Source organism: Nitrospirota bacterium, from assembly GCA_030645475.1.
Classification (GTDB): Bacteria; Nitrospirota; Nitrospiria; order Nitrospirales; family Nitrospiraceae; genus Palsa-1315.
In genome coordinates this window covers 72523-92461 of record JAUSMA010000014.1, presented here as the reverse complement: position 1 = coordinate 92461, position 19939 = coordinate 72523, and the positions used below count along the sequence as shown (strand labels likewise).

Below are 19939 nucleotides of genomic sequence, written 5' to 3'. Positions count from 1 at the left end.
AGCCTAGGGATGCGCCTGCGCCGGTTGCTCGCTCTTTGACGGGATCAGTTCAGCCGTTATGCGTGTCATGCCGTCCCGCAGCCAATCGGTCAGAACGGGATCGACCAGTCCTTTCTCGTTGATCTCGTAGGTCAATCCCTTGAGCATCGATTTATAGGGACCGGAGCCATACAGCCGGTTGGCGATTACGAGGACACGTCCATGCTTGCTGGCTTCCTCGATCGTGGCACGAACGCCCGCGACGGCTTTCTCACGTTCTTTGGGCCAGTCTTCGCGGACCGTAAGCGCCCTGATCGTTTTCAGCTTGGCGCAGTGCGGGTCCTGCCGGAGTCGGTCGATGTTCTGGCTCATGACGGCCAGCCATTTGTCGTTGCCTTCGTCTGTGGCTTCTCCATGTGCGAGCAGCAGCACGGTCTCATTTCTGGGGTCTTTGCTGAGCTCGGCAATCCGCTTATGAAGGACGAGCGCAATCTCTTGGTTCTGCTCATAGCCTCCAAACGTCGAAAACAGCGTGGCTGTGCGGACTTGAGGGGGTGCGACGGATGTTTGGCTATGTCCGCTGCCGTGACCGTCGGCAGGAGCATGCTCAGTCAAACCCAGAATGTAGTCGGTCGTCGGTTTCATTTGATGGTCCAAGGCATACATCCGGACGAAGACGATTCGTCTGATCCCGCGCTGCTCCAATCGCGAGACGGCATCTTGAATGATGTATGGATCGCTCATGCCGTAGGCCATCTCGATCGGATATTTCTCCATGAGGGGTTGGATCGTGCTTTCTACGGCATCGTTCCACGGTTGGGTCGATCCGTGCGGCATGATCACGACACCGATTTGGCTTGCCGTCAGAGGCGTTTCTCGGTTCGCGGTTTTCTTCAGCCAGAGCAGCGCATTGGGGTGGGGGAGTAATTCCTCCGGTTTGTAGGCGACCTGTGTCTGCTTGAATTGACCGTCGAGCCAACTGCTGAGGGACATGGCATGGTCGAACTTGGGTCCGATGAAGGCAGGCACCAGTAACGTACGGCCTTGCTTGGCCATCTGGGCCAACAAGCGCGCTTTGATCTCTGCATTTTTCTGCTCTGCGTTCTCCGCTTCGCGATCGTAGTAGACGACGGCCTCGGCCTCTCGAAAATGCTTATATCGTGCGACGTATTGGACGAGCTGTTCGGCGTCTGTTCGAATCGCCTTCTCGCTGGCGCTATCGAGCGCGCCGGTGGCGACCACGATCAAACGTTCCGATTCGGGATGTTCGCTCAAGGCCTCCACACGATCGAGCACGATCTGGCCGATGAGATAATCGTGCGCCATCGCCGGGGCCCATCGGACGGGAAGACCGCCGGTGTAAGCGGGAACCAGCGGCATGACTCGTTTGAGCAGTGGATCGGCTTCGGAAAGAAACAGGGGAATCGCAACGATCTCGGTGGCGCCTGCTTGCTTCAGCTCCTGGGCCGCACGGGTGAGGTATGCGGCATATTCGCCTTCTACGCCGGAGTAGTTTCCCCCGACCAACGCTAGTGTGGCCGGGTAGGATTTCTTAAATTCGTCCAGAAGAGATCGGAGTTCCCGATTGCCGAGAAAGCCTCGGTCGGAAGCAACCACGAGAAATCCGATCTTCGAGGGGGCAGCGTCGGCCGGGATCCAATTTGCACCGAGCATCATCACTGCTGTGATGACCGATATCGATTGTTTGAACATGGAGGTATTTCCTTTCTTCATCGTTCGAGTCTGTAGTGAATCGGGATCAGCACATCGATCTGTGATTGACCAAGGTCCTGCTGTAGGCGAATGGGACAGGCGCGCTGCATAAGCTTCAGTGCGTCTTCATCTAAGGAGGCGTATCCCGAGCTTTCCGTGACGACCGCGTCGAGCAAGCTGCCGTCGCTCTTGATCCTGGCCTTGACGACGACGACACCTTCCCATCCCTGCATGCGTGCCAGGCGAGGATAGGCTTGCAGGCTCATGATCCGACGTTTCAGTAATTCATTCAGCCATCCATAGTCCGGCCTCGATGGAATGGTCCGCGTGATAGCGGGATGGTTCATCACGACAGTTTGTTGCGGAGTGGTAGCAGGTAAACCTGAATCCATTTGTGACATGGGCGACGAAGAGTTGCCGGTCTGAGGCCCTGGTTGAGGCGCGGTGGCGGAAGATTGGCTCGTCGGCTGCGATGAGGGAGCGTGGTCAATGGGAGATGAAGCAGGTGAATTGACTGAATCCGATAAGAGGCTCTTAGTAGTCTCAGTTGTATCCTGAGCGCTCTCGGATGCAGCAAATGAAGAATGCGACATGCCATCTTGGAGGCTTTTGATAATTGGCTCCGCAGCAGGACTCGCTGTAACGTGTGCGAATGCGGTCAGGACCGGGCGTTCAATCGCCTCGGCGGTATTCATGGTGGCAGGCTTGCTGGATTCGGTCACAGGCGGCAGGGTTTCAAGCTGTTGTTCAATTGGCGCAGGCTTTTCTATGGGAGTGGAATCGTGCATCGTGGCCGACGGATTCTTTTCTCGCTGTACCACGGTAGCCGTAGCGACTGGGTTCACCATCCGTTGAACGATCGAAGACTCGATGGGAGTCCGTTGCTCGATCACGCGCGTAGGCGAGGTGCTGGTCGTGCGGGGGGAGGATGGCATTGCGGGGGAGGGCGGTTCGGTGGCGGTGTCTTGGGGGGGCGCTGCGTCAGTCACACTCTTGGGATCGGTTAAGAGGAACTCCATGCGCAGCACAGGAGGCTGTGGTCTGGGAAGATCGTGAAGCAGCGAGATCGCAATGCCCATCACGATTGCGTGAATGGATAACGAGAAGCCCCAGGCTGGCAACAGATGTCGGGGGTGATGTGTCGGCGCGGTCATGGCGATATATGGATTCCTGTATGTGAACCGACGGGCGAGCTCCTCGGTCTATGATGATATCAATTCTCAAAATCATATACATGATTTGGTTTTGCCTTGCCCATGTCTGGTCGCCAGGTGTGCATGTTCTGTTTCCTGAAATCGTGGCTCAGGGAGAAAGAAGTTGCTGGGATGGGAGGGAATAGGCGCTACCGGCCTGGGGCGCGCAATGCGGCGGTTACAGGAAGACGGGCGGCTCGAATTGCCGGAGGGATTCCCCCGACGATGCTGATGCCCAACGCGAACCCCATCGTGATCAGCGCGGATGCAGGGGTCAGTGTCAGGCGAAATGCGAGTTCTGAAAAGGTACTGAAGTTCATCGTTGAAAGTGTGACAAACTGCAATGCCATGCCTCCCCCGATGGCGAGCAGGCCCGCGAAGGCTCCGAGCATGAGAGACTCAAGGAGAAACGCGGCGAGTATTTTCCGCCGGGGAAATCCCAACGCGCGGAGCATGCCGATTTCTCTGGTGCGAGACGCGACCGCTCCGTACATGGTCATGGTGCCTCCCAGAATGGCGCCGAACGCGAAGATGATAGTAAAAGTAAGTCCGAGAAGACGAATGAAGGTCGACATCGCGACTGATTTCTCCTGATAGTAGTCGCGCTCCCGCTTCACTTGGAGGAGGAGGCGCGTGTCCGATCCGATCGCGTCCTCGATGCCTTGGAAGGCGGAGGGGGCGGGCAGGCGCAGCGTTAAGGACGAATAGGAATCCCGTCCATAGGTGGACATGAGTTGGTCGACATCTCCCCAGATTTCCGATTCGAAGGCTGTTCCCTGAGCCTCCGTGATGCCAACGACGAGCCACTCCCGTTTTCCTATGCGCAGGTGAGAGCCGATGCCGTCGCGGAGAAATCGCTTGGCGACTTGCGCGCCGATGACGATTTCCGTCGTGCCTGGTTGCCAGGCGCGCCCCTGTCTCAGCCGAACCTGTGGCCGCAGGAGGAATGCCTCCGGTTGCGTGCCTCGGACGACGACATTCGCAGGGGTATCGGCTCCATCTTTTGCGAGGCTGATCAAGACAACCAATTCAGGAATAGCCAGGGGGGCGCCGCCAGTAGCTTGTGCGACGTCAGCGAGTGTGCGCACGATATGCGCTTGGTCGCGGTAGATCCCACTCGAGATTTCCGTGGTCGCGCCTTTGCGCAGCAGCAGGACGTTCTTCGGTGAACCGCTTTCAACCAGCGCCCGGTTCAACCCATTTCCCAGCATGAGGACCGCCAGCAGAATCAAGCTGACCAGTGCCAGCCCGGCTACGGTCAGCGCCGCCGTATTGCTCCGCACCCAGACGTTTCGAACACTGTAGGCCAAAAGAAGTTTCATGGATCAGGATCCTATCCGGCGTTATGCAAGTCCTCCGCGATCTTATCGCGCAAGAGTGCAAGAATGGGGAATACCGCTGCGCAGACGGCGATGCAGAGCGTGACCGATGCGCTCAACAGTAGTGTGCTTAGGTGCAATGTCAGATGTTGGAAGAAGTTTCCCAGTTTGGCGGCAACGAGCACCCCATAGAAGTGCGAGGCGGGGATTGTGATCGCGATGCCCAGGGCAGAGCCGATCCCTGCAATGAGCAGCGCTTCTCCCGTGACCAAGCCCGCCAGGTGGCTTGGCCGAAAGCCGAGCGTTCGCAGCACAGCCAATTCCTTCGTGCGCTCGCGCACCGCCATGACGAGGGTATTGGCGAGCACCAGCAGCGTGACGCCGTTCAGCACGATCGCCAGAAGTTTCAGCGCGCTGATAATGGCCCCGGACATGGCGACGAATCCGGCTTGAAACGCTTGCTCGGTTTCCGTTCTGGTCTCTGCCGTGGAATTGCCGAATTCCGCATCCACCGCCCGGCTCACACGCCCGGCAAGGGACGGATCGGCGATGCGGATGACGTACCAGCCGACCGTGCCGGCCCGATCGGGGTCTATTTGCTGCCGGCGTTCGTTCATGTAATCCCAGCGCAGCAGCATCCAGGTTTCATCCGTGGCACTGTCGTTGCCGCGGTATATCCCTCGCACGACGAATTCCCAGTCTCCGGGATAGATCGTGCCCTTGAGCGCGATCACGTCTCCGACTTTCCAGCCGTACAGCGCCGCCAGCCGACGGCCGATCACACAGCCACGCCGATCGCTGAGAAAGGCGTGGCGCTCTTCGTCCGTTATCGACAGTTCGGAGTGGAGATCCAGAAACGAAGCCGGTTCGACGGCGAACTGAGGGAAAAATCCCTTGGCGTCACGGTATACACCGCCGAACCAGTTGGCGTAGGTGACGCCGGTCACTCCATCCAGCGTGGCGATACGGTCTCGATAGGCGAGCGGAAGATGAATGGACAGCGAGGCGGCATGGCGAGCGATCAGTCTGTTGGGGATTGAGGCCTCGACGCCCGCGTACCAGGCACGAACCGTTGTGACGATGAGGTTGAAAGCGAGGATGACGGTGGCGATGCCGAGTGCCGTCAGTACGACGCGCAGGGAATGCCGCCGGAGATTGCGAACGATCAATGTTCCAAGCGTCATGAGCGCGTCACCGTTCCTTTGTCGAAATGGAGAGTCTCCTGGGCATAGTCCGCGGCCCGTGGATCGTGGGTCACCATGAGGATCGTCTTGTTGAGTTCGTGATGCAGCCGCGAGAGAAGCGCCATGATGGCTTCGGCTGCGGTTCGATCGAGGTTGCCGGTGGGTTCATCCGCCAATAAGATTGTGGGGTCGCTGACGATGGCACGCGCGATCCCGACTCGCTGTTCCTGTCCCCCCGACAACTGACGGGGGTAATGATGGACCCGATCATGCAACCCGACAAGACCGAGGGCTGCCTGGACATGCGTGAATCGCTCTCGTCGTGTCAGCGTGCTGAGCAGTAGCGGCAGTTCCACGTTTTCCGCTGCGGTTAATACCGGAATGAGATTGTAGAATTGGAATATGAAGCCGATGTGCCGGGCCCGCCATCTGGCGAGATCCGACTCCCCTTGCTGCGAGACGGCAAGACCGGCTGCGTGGATGGTGCCCTGAGTGGGACGGTCTAGGCCTGCGACCAGATTGAGGATCGTGGTTTTGCCGGATCCAGACGGTCCCATGATGGCAAGAAATTGTCCCCGTGGAACGGACAAGCTGAAATCTTTTAGGACCGGTATCTCTTGTTCCTCTCGAAAATAGGATTTGGAGACACGTTGGAATTCAACGACAGGCTGATTCATGGCTGATGCTCCTCTTGCTGGGATATTCGGAGACGGACTTTCATGCCCGATTGTAGCGATGACGGTGGCGCGAGGATCACTTGTGCCGATGCCGCCAGCATCCCGCGGACCTCGCTGTCTCCACCGCTCATGGACACTTCTTCTACGGAGACTTCACGGGCGGTCTCGTTTTCGAGTACATAGAGGACGGGTCGGCCGTTTTTCTGCACGAGTGCGGACGAAGGAACAAACAGCCGAGGTTGTGCCGAATCGCTCGATCGAGCGACCGGTGTGAAGGAAACCTTGGCACTCATTTCCGGGAGTACGCGATCGTCACGCTCGACGAAGCGAACTTTCGCCAGCACTGTGCCCTTGGATCGGTCGGCAGTCGGCACGATTTGGTCGACCGTCGCGGGGTAATGCTTGCCTTGCACTGCATCTAGGGTGATATCGGCCGATTGGCCTTGCTCGATCTGAGAGATCGAGGATTCCGAGATCTCGGTCTCGACCGAGAGCGATGTCATGTCCGTGATGAGCACCACCGCTCCGCGCGAACTGGCAGAGCCGGCCATGGGCGCGACGACTTCACCGATCTCGGCGAACTTCTTGAGGACTGTTCCCTCGAACGGAGCCCGAATCAGCGTGTTTTCCAGCATCACATCGGCGGTTTGCACGTCCGCTTCAGCGGCGGTAATCGCGGCTGCGGACGACCGCACGGCCGCTTCAGCCCGCCGGAGGCGCGTCGAGGCCGTATCGAACTCGGCTTGCGAGACGAATTGATTCGGCAACAGAGCTTTGGTGCGGGTATAGCTCAGTTGAGCATCCCGTAATTCTGCTTGCGCATTTGCCAAGGCTGCTTTGGCTACGTTCAGGCGTGCGCGAACCTGGTTGTGGATCGCCTGCACGTCGTCTTGCTGGACTCGTGCAATGATGTCTCCCGTCTTGACATGGCTTCCGACTGTGACGCCGAGATATTCGAGGCGTCCGGTCCCTTTGGAAGCCACAGAGGCCTGGCGCTGTGCCACCACGTAGCCGCTTGCGGTGAGAGGTGAGGTCAGGGTCTGTCTGCCAACGACACGCATCGGTACCGTGTCCACTTCCGGCAAGGACGATGAGCGGGGTGCATACCAATATAATGCTGTTAGAGAACAGCCTGCGGCGATTCCTGCCGTCACCCATTTGAGCCATGACCGTGGCGGGCGTGGAGTGCGAGGGGCTTCGTCTCGCGGCAAGGTCAGGACGGACACATCGGCATCGCGTATCGGTGCGCCTGTCATCGGGATCCTTCCGGCAAAAGTAAGGGGGAACGGTGTTGGTGCTGACTGTGCTGCAATCGAAAGTGAACCGGCGATTGGCCGGTGGCGCGTTTGAAGAAATGGCTGAAGGCGAATTGATCGCTGAATCCCAGCGCCGCCGCGATTTCAGCCATGCTTTTCTCTGTGGCGGCGAGCAGGAGCGTGGCTCTCTCCAGTCGACGATGTTTGAGATAGGAAGAAAAAGACTCCCCCATGGTCGATTGAAAGAAGTCGGAACAGTATTTCTCCGAATAACCGAGGAACTGCGCCAACGTCTTGAGGGTCAGTCCTTTGGGCAGATTGAGGTCAATGTATTGCGCGATGTGCAGAGGAAGATTCTTCGGTGTGACTGTGGCGTCATGTGCGTCTGTCGGCACGGAGGTGAGGTCGAACAATTGACAGATCACATCCCGGACCTCACGCTCCGTTTGAGCATTCAAGAGTTGTTCGGCTGCATGCGGAGCATGCCGACGAAGCTGCGCAAGCAGCGTTTTCATACGGTCAGGCAGCATCATCGAGTGTGCCGGTTTTGCCATGGATGATCGGACACCTCTAGGGTGTTTTCGCTCCTGCCAGGCCGCCTGACCAACGAGTAGGGGCCGTGCCTGGGTCATGTTGGGCTCAGGATTCATATCCTCTGGTCTATATACCCTGCGTCAAGCATCGGGTGCGTATGACTGTCGATCGCCTACGTCCGATAGGGGGGCCTGCCCCCAATCGATTCAAATGGTATGTGCAGGAGCCGTCGGCAGCGCTTGCACTTGAGTTCCAGTCCGTTACGTGTCCATCTCGCCAGGAGTTGCCCGCACGCGCAGCGGATGTCATGGCCGTCGGGTCGTTCCTGGGTGTGTCTCTCCACGGGATACTCCTATGAAAACAAAAGCCCATGGCTGTTGAACAACCATGGGCTCTGGACTTTCTGTCCTTTGGCCTAGTCTATCCTGATCGACGGGCGAATCAGGACGGACAACTCAATTCAATAAGGTGGGGCGGAGGGCCTCAGGAGGACGTGAGGGCCCCCGCCTGCGAAGTGGGATGGCACTCCCACTCCGTGGCCGGTGTGTCGGTCACCGGCTGCACGGTCTATGCTCTTTCGAGCGCTCCTATTGGTAGTCCTCGTTCAGCGATTTTAAAAATGCAACCAGCGACGTGACATCGCCGGCTGTCAGCGCGATGCCTTGGAGTTGGGAGGCGCCGTTTCGCAGTGACCCCGCACGGGCTTGCGAGGAGACTCCTCGATAGAACCCGATGATGTCGTCCAATGTGTCGAACTGTCCCGTATGCATGTAGGGAGCAGAGTGGCTCAGATCCCGAAGACCGGGGGTTCTAAACCGCGCGATAGCCCGATCGAGCAGGACACTGTCCGATAGCGGGCAGGGCTGTTGGTCATCGCATAAGATGGTTCGAATTTTTGCCTGGGGGCCAGGCATGTCGGGATTGGCAAAAATATTCCAGACTCCAAGGTCGGTCAATGCTGGATCTGCCAGAAGTGGGATTGCCCGGAAGGGCTCTGCTGCCGCAGGGTGGAGCTCGGTCGCAGGGAGAAACTGATTGTAGTTTCCATTGCGGGTCACCAGGTTTGGAATCGATAGTCCTGCGAACTGGTTGGCTCCGTGAATGGCATCATATTCATTTTGCGCAGTGCCGGTATTGTGTAGCTTGAAATCCGTGAAGTTCGGCGCAGCATGGCAGCTGATACAGTTGCCGATCGTCCCCGCAGTCAATTCACCAGGTGAAGCGGGAAGCGCCGCCGGCTCTGCCAGAAACATCTTTAACCCTGCCAGCTCAGCCGCTCCGAATTCGAAGTTCTGCGAGGGATGGAACTGAAATTGGCCATCCGTCCGGTTCGGGTTGGACGTCACGAATTGCGGGCTGAACCCTGGCGCGTTGATTAAGGCCCGTAAGCGCCGGCTATAATCGAGTTCAGTTTCGTTCGGGTTCGGCTGCTGGGGAAGCCCGTTGACTTCTAGGAAGACATCGAACGGTGAGCGGATGGGGGCTCCACTGTCTTCTGTTTGCGAGAAAAGCAGCCCGTTGACGTAGGCGGTGACCACTTTCACCACGGCGTCGAATATCTCCTGATCGGTGCCCGATCCCACAAAGGCGCGGAATTGAGGCGGCAGGCGGAAGTCGTCGGGGATGGCGGAGTTCGTCCCTGTAAAAAGAAGTCGATACGATAATCCGTCAAATTGCTGTGCCAGGTCGCCGGTTCCATTGTCGCCTCGCACCACTTGTGCGAGATGAGTGATGGCCTGTGGGCGTTCACCGGGGAGCCATCCGAAGTTCCTCCCTGTGAACGTGGCCGCGATCAAATCCTCCATTGAGTTGAACTCCGCATCGAAATGGAACAGAACTCCGCCGGTTCGATCCAGAGTAGAATTGACCAGCGCAGGTGAATTGCGAGGTGCGTGAGTCTTCCCATCGGCCCTCGCCGGAATTGGACTCCGGCGCGCGAAGTCGGCATAAGTCCGCATCCCGCCACCTGGCGCTGTCAACACATCATCAACCATGTGACAGGCACGGCAATTTATCGACAGACCGTTGAATGGACCTGGGTTAATTGAACCGGGTATCGGCGAGCCGGGCGTCGAGGTTTCTACTGTTCTCACGACCGCGTCGTCGGTGTTCGGATCGTTCACGTTGCCGCCATTATCCAAGAACACTTTGAAGGCTTGCGCGAATCTGGTTTCAAGAAACAGTCGTTCACCGACTGCTTGTTCGGCTCCTGGAGTCCCGGTTGTCAGTGGACTAGAAGATCCACCGGATGAATTGCCTCCGGCTGAGCAGCCATTGGTCGTCACTGCTGCAACCAGCACGAAGAATGCGATGGAAAGACTAGGCATTGCTGGGAACGTGTGATGGTTCATGGCGATTCCTCATGAAATAGGTCTGACACAACATCATGGCGCGAAACCGATGGTGCTATTAGGGGACGATGATCCGGCTGCTCAAGGCAGTGGCCGCACACCTCAATAAGCTCACGGTCAAATTGCGTTCCTGCTGAAACTCTCAGAATTCGGTAGGCTACTTTGGTCCGGATGGCTGGGGCCTCGATCTCCGGCACTTCGATCGCATCGAAGGCGTCCGCAATGGAAAGGATCCTGGCTTCGAGCGGGATGAATCGCCCCCTGATTCCGTAGGGGTAGCCTGACCCATCCCATCGTTCGTGGTGATGGGCGATGAAGACGCGGGCTTCTCGAAGAAAGTGAAAGGGTTCGAGGAGTTCTGCTCCGACTCTCGGGTGGCATTGTATGGCGATATAGGTTTCGGCCTCCAAGGGGCGACGTTCTGAAAAGATGTGTGGAGGAAGTGTCAGGAGACCAATGTCATGAAGCAGGGAAGCAAGCTTGAGCTGATGCAGGGCCTCATGGGAAAGCCCAGCACGTTTGCCCATGCTCACTGCGAGCGCTGCGGTTCGTCGCCCGTGCCCCTGCTGCCAGGGGAGGGCGTGATCCAACTCCTTGGTCACTTGTCGAACGAGGATACTTTCGACGTCGCGGCGAGAGGAAGCGGGTAGGCGAAGGCGATCAATCTTGTGCAGCATAGACAAGATGTGTGTTAGCGGAGATGCAGTTTTGGCTTGATCCTTGGTCGTCATAGTTTTTGTCGAATGCGTCTCGTCTGGCCGACGGTCTTCGAGGACCGCCGGTTTTCATTTTCTTAGAAGTACGTGGCTATGGAGAGCACCAGCGCACTGTTGTGAATTCTCGACGCAGAGTTCGGGTCAAAGGCCTTGGGTTGATACTGGTAGCTTGCTTTAATGACGGCATCTTCGATGGGGCGATAGTTGACCCCGAATGAATATTGCTCAAGCTCTCCAAACCCGCCCTGTTTATTATCCAGGTTGGTATTTACCCGGTCGTAGCGAAAGACGGCTGTGAATGTTGAGCCAGGTCCGAATCGTTTAGGTGATAGTTTCGACAGCCATTCAGGCATGAAATGATAGTTGCCTTGAATATAGAGACCGTCCATGCGCTGAGGGGCGATGCCGAGGCTGCTACCGCCGAGACTAGTAAGGAGTGATCCTGGTGCGAACCCCAATTGATTATTCGGGATGGCTCTGGAATTGCCTCGGGCATAGGCCCATGCTGCTTCGCCGATGATTTCAAATGGTCCTCGTTGGAGCGTCCAATCGAGTGCGGTTATGCTCAGGGGGTTGTAGCTGCTGGGTGAGGCATTGCCGTAGTATCCAGACCCGGCAATTTCAACACCGAGAAAGGGGCTATATGCGAGCCGACCGGTAACCGCTTTGCCGTTATTGATATCGAAGCCGTCGTCGGCTCCGCATTTCCGCTGACGGGCTCCTCTGGTCCCACTTTCTTCATTGATCGTTGGAGTTCCGTCCGGTTCATGACCGCAGGGGCCAGTGCTCACATAGAGCTCATAGTCGACCTTGCTCGTGGTTCCTGGGTAAAACGTTCCGTAGAACCCGGCTCCAGTTTCCGACACTGTGGTGGGAATGATGAATTGGCTGACGAGGGGGCGATCCGTCAAATCGTTCAAGGGGGAGTCGTGCAGCAGGTTGAATTTTCCGATAGGCAAGAGAAGGATGCCTGCCCGAAAATTGATGGCTTCCTTGATCAAGTAGTCGAAATGTGCGAATTCAAGTCCGAATTCGATTTCGCGATCAGGCCCGCCTTCCTCGCGAATCCCGTGTTCGATCTCAATCTCTGCGGCGAACTTGAGGTGTTCGGTAATGTCACCGTAAATAAAGGGGACAAATCGTTGTTGGTCGAAATTGTTGGTGATTCCCTGGCCATTGCGGATGGTTGAATAACCATTCTCGATGGTCCCCTTTCTTTGAGCGCGGAAGGTGGCATCTGCATAGCCGCCGACGATTGCTTTTGGCGCGGTGACGAACGGCTTGGCATAGACGAGCCGACCCGATCCGGTTGACCCGAATGACAGTGTCTGCGGTTGATCGGCACGTCGCTCACGCCCGACCTCTGGGAGCGATCCTATTCCCGGTTCCTCAGCCGGTCCCGCAGATCCTTCTGGTCGATTGCCGGCGCCTTCCCGGCGTTCATGTTCCTGGTATTGCTTGATCGTCTCGCGGTGCTGTCGAAGCTCGTCTTCGACCTGTTTAAGGCGTTTCTCCAGTATTGTGTCGTCGGCAAATACCGACAGGTCAGGCCACAATGCGATGATGAGCGCTCCGAGTCGTAATGTCGTCTTCATAGACGTTCTCCTGCATTGTTACGAAGTAGATAGTGACTCGGGACTCTGAGGCCTCTGGTCTATGTGTGGTTGAATAACCTTGTTACGCTCACTCCTTTCATCATGAACATTGGGCAGTAAACACAAAGCCCAAGACCACTCTCGTGATCTTGGGCTCTGGGTGAAAAACCTCTGGCCGAGATAGACTGTGTGCGCACTGCTACCCGGTCATGTCGGGTCAGGGCGTTTGCCGGACATGAGCGGCTGTTTCAAAATCCACATTTCATACAGGGGAATCCACATCATGATGAGAAAGGTCGCCATCATGAGCGTATCGCCGGTCAGCATGGTCAATACGAAGATAGGCGAGACATAGCTGATGAGCCAAGGAGACAGGAGATCGAGCCCCACGCCGGCGAAGGACAGCCATGAGAGCCACACTTTCATTGTGGGGCTGGCGTTGGTCAAAAATAGGACATGGACGAGAATCATGAATACCACCGGCATGGTAAATAAATGGAAGTGTGTGATCTCGGCTAATTCACGGAACGACATCGGTTCGCCGAAGGTGGCGTCCGATCCGCGGTAATGGTCGGCAATGCCCTGAGGAGATAAGCTGGTCATGCTATGGGCCCAAAAGAATGAAAATAAAAATCCGATCAACATCAGCAGTAAGAACTGTGTGTAGAGCATTCTAATGTGGCGATCGGAGTCACGAATTTTGAATCGTTGATTGAAATTTTTCATAGTGGGACGCTCGGTCCTCTTCTCTTAGTTGCCGAATATTGAGGTGAAAAAGCCCTTGTCACTCTTGCGGGATGCGACTGTATCGCTGCCCAACCCTGCCGGTTTTAAATAAAACTCATCCACGAGGACGAGGACTCGCTTGACGCCGGCGCTCATGGAGCGAACGGACATGGTCGCTCCGCTGATGTTGATGATGTCCTTATTGATCCGAATCGGATCCGTCACCGTTTTGCCGTCGTACTGAGCGTTGAAACGCTTTGTCCTGACTTCACTGCCTTTGGCGTCCCGAAATACGAGGAGTTCCACATCGGTGCAGGTACCCTTGGCATCGACCCCGACCATGTAGGTCATGGGCTTATATTTGCCGATGGTATTGTGAACCATGGCATAGCCGTCGATCTTGTCGCCGGTTTGACCGATGTAGAGTTCGAACGAATCCTCAGGAAATTTCCATCCGATCCGCTGTTCGATCAGCTCTTTTTTCTCGGCGGTGAGCCGAATCAGTTCCTTGCGTACCTGCTGAGATTTAGGCATGACCGTTTTGAGGGCTTGTTCTTCTGTCATGAACTCTTCGTATTTAAAGTCGTCTTCCGTGACATAGCGGCGCAGCTCACTGTCCCAGATTTTCTCACCAGCCAGGGCTGGAAGTGGTGAAAATGTGAATAAGCCAACAATGACAATGGTGCGGTACGCACTCAGGTTAGTGAACATCCGTGCTCCTTCAGTTTGGCATCTAGGCGATTCTGCACGTCACGCATGACGTCGTCGGACGGGTCTGTCGAGGCCCAGCCAAAGAGACGAGAGCCGCCTCGGAACGCCCATCGTTGCCGCTCTTCTACGAAGTTGATCTTCGTCACGTCGTCGAGCCGTTTGACCGAAAGCGTAATACGGGACCGATCTTTGCTGTCCCCCACGTCGCGTTGGAGGGCACCAAAGGTCCGTCCCGGCATCGGGATTTCCAGCCAGCCGGTGACGATGAGACCGGCATCTTTGTCATTCGTATTGATTGCGCGATCCTTGACTGCTTCAAGAGCGGCTTCCCAGGCATGGTCATAGCTGCAAACGGCAAATCGCTGCTGCATGCCGCTCATGGAGGCGCATGCTGTCAGGAAACCGGCCATAATGAAGAGGCTGAGCCGAGTACAATACATGAAAACCTCGATCCCTGTCCGGTGCTCCCCACCAGGATGGTGGGGAGCACCCATAATATCAATATCTAGAAGTATGTCGCTGCTTGAATCAGGAATCCGTTTCCATTCATCGGACTATTTGCGCTGCCAAGGTCTCCAGCGTTGACTAGGCCTGTTGCATTTTTCTGGGTATTGAATTGCCAGTCGAACTTGAACACGGTGTCCTCGATCGGTCGAAAATTCATTCCGAGCGTCAACCGTTCGAGTTCCCGACGATTCCCTAAAGTATTAGGAGCGTTTCGAGTGCGATCGTCGGTGTCGGTATCGACATGTTCCCAGCGCACAACCGCCGTGAAGGTTGAGGCATCTGAGAAATGGCTTGGGGCCCATTTCTTCAGGAAGTCCGGCATGAAATGGTAGTTCCCCTGAATGTAGTAGCCCTGCATGCCGGCTGGCCCGATCCCGCTCCCGGCGGTACCAGTTGCATTGTTGTTGCTGATTCTGGACCAGGCGGACTCACCGATGATTTCGAACGGCCCTTTTTGGAGAGTCCAGTCGAGCGCGAATATGCTGATCCTTCCGGTTCCGATGGCCCCAGCGGAGGGTTTGTAGGCACCATGATAACCGGACCCTGCCACTTCAATCCCGAGCATCGGGCTGAAGGCAAGGCGGCCGACGACGGCCTTGTTATCGTCGCGATCCCGAGAGACACTGCCTCGCGCGCCTCGCACTCCCGCATCGGTAATTGAGCCTGCTGTCTGACTCATGCCGTTAACCGCATAGACTTCATAATCCAGCTTGGACTGGGAGGAAGGATAGAGGGTGCCGTAGATGCCGGCGCCCGCCTCGAACCAGGTGCTGGGGATGACGATCCTCGAGACCATTGGTCGATCGACGAGATCGTTCAACGGTGAGTCGTGCAACAAGTTGAACTTGCCCACCGGCATGAGGAGGATACCGGCACGGAGATTGACGGCCTCGTGGACCAAGTAGTCGATTTGCGCGAATTCAATCTGCATGGAGCCGTCAGTGCCTTGCGGAGCATTCGTTCCGCCGCGCTCTATCTCGATTTCCGTGGCGAACTTGATATGATCGGTGATGTCCGCATAGATAAAGGGCACCAGCCTCTGCTGACCGAAGGAGTTCCGGCTGGGGTTGTCCAGGTTCTGACGCGATAGGCTGTTGTACATGACGTCGGCGTAGCCACCGACTGTGGCCTTCGGGGCGCTCAAGAAGGGCTTGGCATAGATCAGTTTTCCTGACCCGGTTGAACCGAAGCCTAAGGCGACCTTTTCTTCTCCCTTCCGCTCGACCCTGATATCGGTCATTGGTCCGGTCGCAGTGGGGTATTGGACGGCACCTGGCTGGCCTTCTTTCTTTTCCATGGCTCGTTCCATGGGGCTTTCTCGGCGTTCATGTTCCTGCATCCGTTTGTTGACGGCTTCGTCGACGAGCTTCTTAATGTCCTCCGGGGTCATGTTCTCTGCCAAAGCCGGCATGACCGGCAAGCTGGCGATGATAAGAGCCCCGAGGATTGACCGGATCTTCATCGGTATCCTCCACGGTGAGTAGGGTTGTGGTCTGACTCGGGACTCGGCGGTCTCTGGTCGTGTTGATGTTCCATAGTGACTGCTCGCACGAGAGATGCGTGATAGCCTCCTTTCATGATCATGACGCATTGCGAGACGTGAGATCCGTCCATCCTTCAATGGACGTGAAGGGGATGACAACAATCCGTTTGCAGCGTTTGCATTTCAACTCGAGGCCTTGCCCCCGTACCTTGGCCATGAGCTGTCCGCACTCGCAGCGTGTTTCGTCGCTATGATGGGTCTGTGATGTAGGAGATTTTGTTGTGACCATTGTGAGTGCCTGTTGATCTAAATGAAATTGAGAACGATTATTAATATCCTGACAGGGCCTCGGTTGTCAAGGGGGGCCTGCATACGATTTTTGGAGGGTGGAGCGCATGCTTTCTTGCGGGAGATTGCCTATAATTCTGCCATGATGGCTCAGTAGGCCTTGCGATCGATCAGGTGTCGGGGCCTCGGACCTCGTTGGCTGGCTCAGGATTTGGTGAGGCGAAGCCGTATTCATGGCTCTCCTTGCGATCGTTTACGGTATGTCAGGTAGGAGGCTGCTCATGTCTATGGTTCGAACAATTGCATCCTCATGCTGTCTCTCCCTCCTTCTGATGATGGAATCCGGGTGCGTTAGGCTGTCACCTGGCTCTCCCTCCGTGGTGGTGAAGCGGACGCAGATCCATATGGGAACGTTCGTGTCGATCACGGCTGTAGCGCCCACCGATCAGGACGCGAACAGGGCAATCAATGCGGGTTTCCAAGAAGTGAAGCGCCTTGAGCAACTCCTGAGCACCTGGATCCCAAGCAGCGAGCTTTCTCGCGTGAATGTTTCGGCGGGAATCAGGCCGGTCGCTGTGAGCCTTGAGACCTGGACGGTCGTCCAGCGTGCAAAGCAGGCGGCAGAGTTAACCGGTGGTGGATTCAATATTGCCATCGGTCCAGCCGTCGATCTATGGCGCGTCACTGAAGACCAACGCATACCGACAGAGGCTGAGTTAGCGGCGCTTCATTCCTTGGTGGATTTGCAGGCGATTCTGGCCGATCTGCATGAGCAGACGCTCTATCTAGAAAAGCCTGGTATGCGGATCGATGTCGGCGGAATCGGAAAGGGCTTTGCCGCGGATCACGCGGTCATAGCGATGAAGCAGGCTGGGGCATTGGCTGGAGTGGTGGCGCTCTCGGGGGATATCAAAACATTCGGCCAGCTGCCGGGCGGAAGAAAGTTCCCCGTCGGCATTCAGCATCCGCGCAAAGAGGGAGCGGTTCTTGTCTTTATCGACTTGGAAGATGAAGCGATTTCAACGGCGGGCGACTATGAACGATTTTTCGAGCGTGACGGGGTCCGGTATCATCACATTCTGGATCCGAATACGCTTCAGCCGGCCCGTGGCTGCCAAAGTGTGACGGTGATTGCCAAAGAAGGGGTCTGGGCGGATGGACTCGATACGGGCATCTTTGTCATGGGGCCGGAGCGGGGTATGGAACTCGTCGAACGGCTGCCGGATGTTGAAGCCATTATCGTCGGTGCTGATGGCCGCCTGTTTCTTTCTTCAGGGTTACAGAATCGGGTTCGGTTTCCAGGGCAATCGGATGGCAGAGGGCAGGGCCAATGATGCGGACGGTTCAGCAGCTTCTACTTCTCTGTACCCTAGGGGCAGTCGGCGCCTGTTCGGAGATCGAAACCCACTATTTCAAAGATCGTATCAATGAAGCCACGGCCGAACGGGTGGCGAAGCGTTATGGCTCGCCCCATAAGGTTGAGGAGCGTCTGGACCATCACGTAGTCTGGACGTACTTTGACCGCGGGAGCGCCAACTCCGGCTACGCAGGTACGGCCCGTTCATCCTTTTGCCGTGCCTATGTGCTGACCTTCGATCGAAAAGAGATTCTGAGAGACTGGCAGCAGCAGGATTGTTGAAATGGGCAGGATCCTTCCCGCTTCCCGTTCGATCTACCGATCCAAACGATAACTCATCGGAATCTTGATGGTCATGCGTGGCTGGCCCAATGGGTGAGGCAAGTGAAAGGGTGCTGCCTGTTTCATGGTGTCCATCGCGGCCTTGTCGAGACCGGGATGCCCGGAGCTCTGAAAGACTTCCATCTCGCTGATATTTCCGTCCTCGCTGATCACGGCCTTCACCACGACTTTTCCTTCAGCTCGCTCCGCCCGAGCTGAGGCAGGATAGCGCTTCAGCTCTTCTACCCGTCGTAAAATTGCTTCTGAGAGCCAGCCATAGTCGCGCTTCATCGGTGCGTTTGCTGGTGCCTGAGAGATGGCGGCAGTCTGAGCGGGCGCTGCGTCAGTCAGGGGTGCTGGTGTCGGGGAAAGGGTGGCCGTCTGGATCGGTGGTGAAACGGGAGTCGCGGGTGGGGTCGATGGCGCTGGATGTGTATCGGATGGCACTGGCACGGTTGGCGGCTCCTCGGCTGGTTTCTGAATCGGTGAAGCTTCGGGAGCTCTTGGTGCCACAGCCTCATGCCTGATGGGCTCGGCTGGTCGTGCGGTATGAGCGGCTGACTGTGAGGGCGGCACTGGTTCGAGTGGCATTGGTGTGGGAGGCTCCGCAACCAGGGGAGTAACGGTCGTTCGCTCAGCAATCGCCGGAGTCGTCTGTTGCGCAAGGGGCTGAGGTGCTGCGAGGGGCTGTGTCGGCGCATTCTGCTGCATGGGAGCGGCGGGAGTAGGGGGTGAAGGTGGAACTGAGTGAGGTGTGGATTGATGGGGAGGCGATGTCGTGTGTGTCGCCGGTTGTGTCGGCGACACCATGGCGACATTCCACTTGAAGGGTTCGTCTTGGGGCGAGAGTTGGGCCTGTGTCATCAGTATGAGTGCGATGAGCGCCACGGTACCATGCAAGAGGATGGAGACGAGCCATCCAAGGCTATGCGCCTCTTTCCTGGTCCCTGATCGATGTGGTTCGGCAGCGATCACAGGCGAATAACCTCCAGACTGACCTGTTGAAACCCCAGGCCCCGTACTTCATCCACCACAGACACGAATCGTTCGAGCAAGGTGACCTTGTCTGCCCGCACGACGACAGCCGACTCTCGAGGTTCCGTGGCCAGAGCATTGGGAAGCCCTCCCTCAGGAATGGCATGGTCGTTGAGAAAAAGCGCACCGTCGGCAGTGAGGGTGATTACGACGGGGGTCTCTTTGCGATCGCCGACCTCTTTTGCCTTCGCTAAATTGACGGGAATCTGTCCACTGCTGATGAACGTGGCGGTGGTCAGGACGATGACCAACAGGACCAGCATCACATCCACAAGGGGGATGACGTTGATCTGATCAATGTCTCGTTGCATGGCGTTCCTTGTGTTGGGCGAGGAGTTCGGTCACCTTCCGCCTGAGTACATTGTTCATGACGACACAGGGAATGGCGACCAGTAGTCCGACCGCCGTGGCTTTGAGCGCAAGGCTGAGTCCGATCATGATGGCATTGACCGCCATGGTGCCGGAGGTTCCCATCGTATGGAAGGTGAGCATGATCCCGAGCACGGTCCCCAGCAAGCCGATGTAGGGAGCGTTTGCGGCTACCGTGCCGATGATGACTAGATGTTTGGTGAGCGCCATTTCCAGCCCTAGGTTGGTGGGGTATTGCGCGAGATCGACACGGCGGTAAAAGAGCCACCGTTCCACCGCAACGGCGACGGTCCAGAGGCTGAGTGCCAGTAAGAGGCCGATGATTCCGTAATCGACCAGGTTTTGTAATGCGTTCATAGGCGAGGTCTCACTTTCTCTCTGTGATTCACGGGCCGGTAAGGTTGGACCAGTCGTGAGGATCTATCAATGCCAGATCGTGAAAAAGCCTGTCAATGCTCTCGCGTGATCGGCCGGACCAGTTGACCTTTCGCAGGCTTCGGGAAATCTATTTTTGCACGTAAGAATTTCGACGGTCTGCACCCCTGAGACAAGAGGAGTGCACTCTCGCAGGATGCTCAAAAAGGCCAGACTTCTCACCCGCCCAACCCTGGCGTGCCGAGCGCGC

At 56.8% G+C, this 19939-nt stretch carries 20 protein-coding genes; 3 read left to right on the top strand and 17 right to left on the bottom strand.

Features of this window, described 5'->3' with window-relative positions:
* Positions 1-3 precede the first annotated feature (3 nt).
* The 14 genes from Q7U76_02315 to Q7U76_02250 form a co-directional block, all read right to left on the bottom strand.
* Positions 4-1713: a hypothetical protein gene (locus Q7U76_02315; protein ID MDO8355211.1), complete on the bottom strand. Its 1710-nt coding sequence runs from the start codon at positions 1711-1713 to the stop codon at positions 4-6.
* A complete protein-coding gene (locus tag Q7U76_02310; protein MDO8355210.1) occupies positions 1710-2846 on the bottom strand; it encodes a TonB family protein in 1137 nt (378 codons plus the stop codon). Before Q7U76_02310 ends, Q7U76_02315 begins: the two co-directional genes overlap by 4 nt.
* A 188-nt stretch (positions 2847-3034) precedes the next feature.
* Positions 3035-4207, bottom strand: a complete 1173-nt coding sequence (locus Q7U76_02305; GenBank protein ID MDO8355209.1) for an ABC transporter permease — start codon at positions 4205-4207, stop codon at positions 3035-3037.
* A gap of 11 nt (positions 4208-4218) precedes the next feature.
* Positions 4219-5388, bottom strand: a complete 1170-nt coding sequence (locus Q7U76_02300) for an FtsX-like permease family protein (protein MDO8355208.1) — start codon at positions 5386-5388, stop codon at positions 4219-4221.
* On the bottom strand, positions 5385-6065 hold the full coding sequence (locus tag Q7U76_02295; protein ID MDO8355207.1) for an ABC transporter ATP-binding protein: 681 nt from the start codon (positions 6063-6065) through the stop codon (positions 5385-5387). The genes Q7U76_02300 and Q7U76_02295 overlap by 4 nt, the downstream gene beginning before the upstream one ends.
* The gene (locus Q7U76_02290; GenBank protein ID MDO8355206.1) at positions 6062-7321 is read right to left on the bottom strand and encodes an efflux RND transporter periplasmic adaptor subunit; all 1260 of its coding nucleotides are present in this window, start codon (positions 7319-7321) and stop codon (positions 6062-6064) included. The genes Q7U76_02295 and Q7U76_02290 overlap by 4 nt, the downstream gene beginning before the upstream one ends.
* The gene (locus Q7U76_02285; protein ID MDO8355205.1) at positions 7318-7836 is read right to left on the bottom strand and encodes an AraC family transcriptional regulator; all 519 of its coding nucleotides are present in this window, start codon (positions 7834-7836) and stop codon (positions 7318-7320) included. The genes Q7U76_02290 and Q7U76_02285 overlap by 4 nt, the downstream gene beginning before the upstream one ends.
* 606 nt (positions 7837-8442) lie before the next feature.
* Positions 8443-10206, bottom strand: a complete 1764-nt coding sequence (locus tag Q7U76_02280) for a hypothetical protein (protein ID MDO8355204.1) — start codon at positions 10204-10206, stop codon at positions 8443-8445.
* Positions 10203-10883 (bottom strand): HD domain-containing phosphohydrolase, encoded by a 681-nt coding sequence (locus Q7U76_02275; GenBank protein MDO8355203.1) that lies wholly within the window; start codon positions 10881-10883, stop codon positions 10203-10205. The genes Q7U76_02280 and Q7U76_02275 overlap by 4 nt, the downstream gene beginning before the upstream one ends.
* Positions 10884-10999: 116 nt before the next feature.
* Positions 11000-12517: a hypothetical protein gene (locus Q7U76_02270; GenBank protein MDO8355202.1), complete on the bottom strand. Its 1518-nt coding sequence runs from the start codon at positions 12515-12517 to the stop codon at positions 11000-11002.
* Positions 12518-12724: 207 nt separating this feature from the next.
* The gene (locus Q7U76_02265) at positions 12725-13243 is read right to left on the bottom strand and encodes a hypothetical protein (protein MDO8355201.1); all 519 of its coding nucleotides are present in this window, start codon (positions 13241-13243) and stop codon (positions 12725-12727) included.
* 24 nt (positions 13244-13267) lie between these two features.
* Positions 13268-13954 carry an FMN-binding protein gene (locus Q7U76_02260; GenBank protein ID MDO8355200.1) on the bottom strand — a complete coding sequence of 229 codons (687 nt, stop codon included), beginning with the start codon at positions 13952-13954 and terminating at the stop codon, positions 13268-13270.
* Complete coding sequence (locus Q7U76_02255) at positions 13939-14334, bottom strand: hypothetical protein (GenBank protein ID MDO8355199.1); 396 nt, start codon at positions 14332-14334, stop codon at positions 13939-13941. The genes Q7U76_02260 and Q7U76_02255 overlap by 16 nt, the downstream gene beginning before the upstream one ends.
* A gap of 125 nt (positions 14335-14459) precedes the next feature.
* Complete coding sequence (locus tag Q7U76_02250; protein ID MDO8355198.1) at positions 14460-15923, bottom strand: hypothetical protein; 1464 nt, start codon at positions 15921-15923, stop codon at positions 14460-14462.
* A 590-nt stretch (positions 15924-16513) separates the two neighbouring features.
* Between Q7U76_02250 and Q7U76_02245 the strand changes: the two genes are divergently transcribed.
* Both Q7U76_02245 and Q7U76_02240 read left to right on the top strand, forming a co-directional pair.
* Positions 16514-17566, top strand: a complete 1053-nt coding sequence (locus tag Q7U76_02245; GenBank protein MDO8355197.1) for an FAD:protein FMN transferase — start codon at positions 16514-16516, stop codon at positions 17564-17566.
* The gene (locus Q7U76_02240) at positions 17563-17871 is read left to right on the top strand and encodes a hypothetical protein (GenBank protein MDO8355196.1); all 309 of its coding nucleotides are present in this window, start codon (positions 17563-17565) and stop codon (positions 17869-17871) included. The genes Q7U76_02245 and Q7U76_02240 overlap by 4 nt, the downstream gene beginning before the upstream one ends.
* A 33-nt stretch (positions 17872-17904) precedes the next feature.
* On the opposite strand, the gene Q7U76_02235 is transcribed toward Q7U76_02240, so the two are convergent.
* Entirely contained in the window at positions 17905-18201 is a 297-nt protein-coding gene (locus tag Q7U76_02235) for an energy transducer TonB (GenBank protein MDO8355195.1), read from the bottom strand.
* A 2-nt stretch (positions 18202-18203) separates the two neighbouring features.
* On the opposite strand from Q7U76_02235, the gene Q7U76_02230 reads away from it, so the two are divergent.
* A complete protein-coding gene (locus Q7U76_02230; protein ID MDO8355194.1) occupies positions 18204-18437 on the top strand; it encodes a hypothetical protein in 234 nt (77 codons plus the stop codon).
* 444 nt (positions 18438-18881) lie between these two features.
* On the opposite strand, the gene Q7U76_02225 is transcribed toward Q7U76_02230, so the two are convergent.
* Together Q7U76_02225 and exbB are read right to left on the bottom strand one after the other, a co-directional pair.
* Positions 18882-19256 (bottom strand): biopolymer transporter ExbD, encoded by a 375-nt coding sequence (locus Q7U76_02225; GenBank protein MDO8355193.1) that lies wholly within the window; start codon positions 19254-19256, stop codon positions 18882-18884.
* Positions 19240-19671, bottom strand: a complete 432-nt coding sequence (gene exbB / locus Q7U76_02220; protein MDO8355192.1) for a TonB-system energizer ExbB — start codon at positions 19669-19671, stop codon at positions 19240-19242. The genes Q7U76_02225 and exbB overlap by 17 nt, the downstream gene beginning before the upstream one ends.
* Between the last annotated feature and the right edge of the window lie 268 nt (positions 19672-19939).

Excerpts from the sequence above, each read along its gene's own strand:
- Q7U76_02315 (MDO8355211.1), bottom strand. The coding sequence starts at position 1,713 with ATGAAGAAAGGAAATACCTCCATGTTCAAACAATCGATATCGGTCATC.
- Q7U76_02310 (MDO8355210.1), bottom strand. The coding sequence starts at position 2,846 with ATGACCGCGCCGACACATCACCCCCGACATCTGTTGCCAGCCTGGGGC.
- Q7U76_02305 (MDO8355209.1), bottom strand. The coding sequence starts at position 4,207 with ATGAAACTTCTTTTGGCCTACAGTGTTCGAAACGTCTGGGTGCGGAGC.
- Q7U76_02300 (MDO8355208.1), bottom strand. The coding sequence starts at position 5,388 with ATGACGCTTGGAACATTGATCGTTCGCAATCTCCGGCGGCATTCCCTG.
- Q7U76_02295 (MDO8355207.1), bottom strand. The coding sequence starts at position 6,065 with ATGAATCAGCCTGTCGTTGAATTCCAACGTGTCTCCAAATCCTATTTT.
- Q7U76_02290 (MDO8355206.1), bottom strand. The coding sequence starts at position 7,321 with ATGACAGGCGCACCGATACGCGATGCCGATGTGTCCGTCCTGACCTTG.
- Q7U76_02285 (MDO8355205.1), bottom strand. The coding sequence starts at position 7,836 with ATGAAAACGCTGCTTGCGCAGCTTCGTCGGCATGCTCCGCATGCAGCC.
- Q7U76_02280 (MDO8355204.1), bottom strand. The coding sequence starts at position 10,206 with ATGAACCATCACACGTTCCCAGCAATGCCTAGTCTTTCCATCGCATTC.
- Q7U76_02275 (MDO8355203.1), bottom strand. The coding sequence starts at position 10,883 with ATGCTGCACAAGATTGATCGCCTTCGCCTACCCGCTTCCTCTCGCCGC.
- Q7U76_02270 (MDO8355202.1), bottom strand. The coding sequence starts at position 12,517 with ATGAAGACGACATTACGACTCGGAGCGCTCATCATCGCATTGTGGCCT.
- Q7U76_02265 (MDO8355201.1), bottom strand. The coding sequence starts at position 13,243 with ATGAAAAATTTCAATCAACGATTCAAAATTCGTGACTCCGATCGCCAC.
- Q7U76_02260 (MDO8355200.1), bottom strand. The coding sequence starts at position 13,954 with ATGTTCACTAACCTGAGTGCGTACCGCACCATTGTCATTGTTGGCTTA.
- Q7U76_02255 (MDO8355199.1), bottom strand. The coding sequence starts at position 14,334 with ATGAGCGGCATGCAGCAGCGATTTGCCGTTTGCAGCTATGACCATGCC.
- Q7U76_02250 (MDO8355198.1), bottom strand. The coding sequence starts at position 15,923 with ATGAAGATCCGGTCAATCCTCGGGGCTCTTATCATCGCCAGCTTGCCG.
- Q7U76_02245 (MDO8355197.1), top strand. The coding sequence starts at position 16,514 with ATGTCTATGGTTCGAACAATTGCATCCTCATGCTGTCTCTCCCTCCTT.
- Q7U76_02240 (MDO8355196.1), top strand. The coding sequence starts at position 17,563 with ATGATGCGGACGGTTCAGCAGCTTCTACTTCTCTGTACCCTAGGGGCA.
- Q7U76_02235 (MDO8355195.1), bottom strand. The coding sequence starts at position 18,201 with ATGAAGCGCGACTATGGCTGGCTCTCAGAAGCAATTTTACGACGGGTA.
- Q7U76_02225 (MDO8355193.1), bottom strand. The coding sequence starts at position 19,256 with ATGCAACGAGACATTGATCAGATCAACGTCATCCCCCTTGTGGATGTG.
- exbB (MDO8355192.1), bottom strand. The coding sequence starts at position 19,671 with ATGAACGCATTACAAAACCTGGTCGATTACGGAATCATCGGCCTCTTA.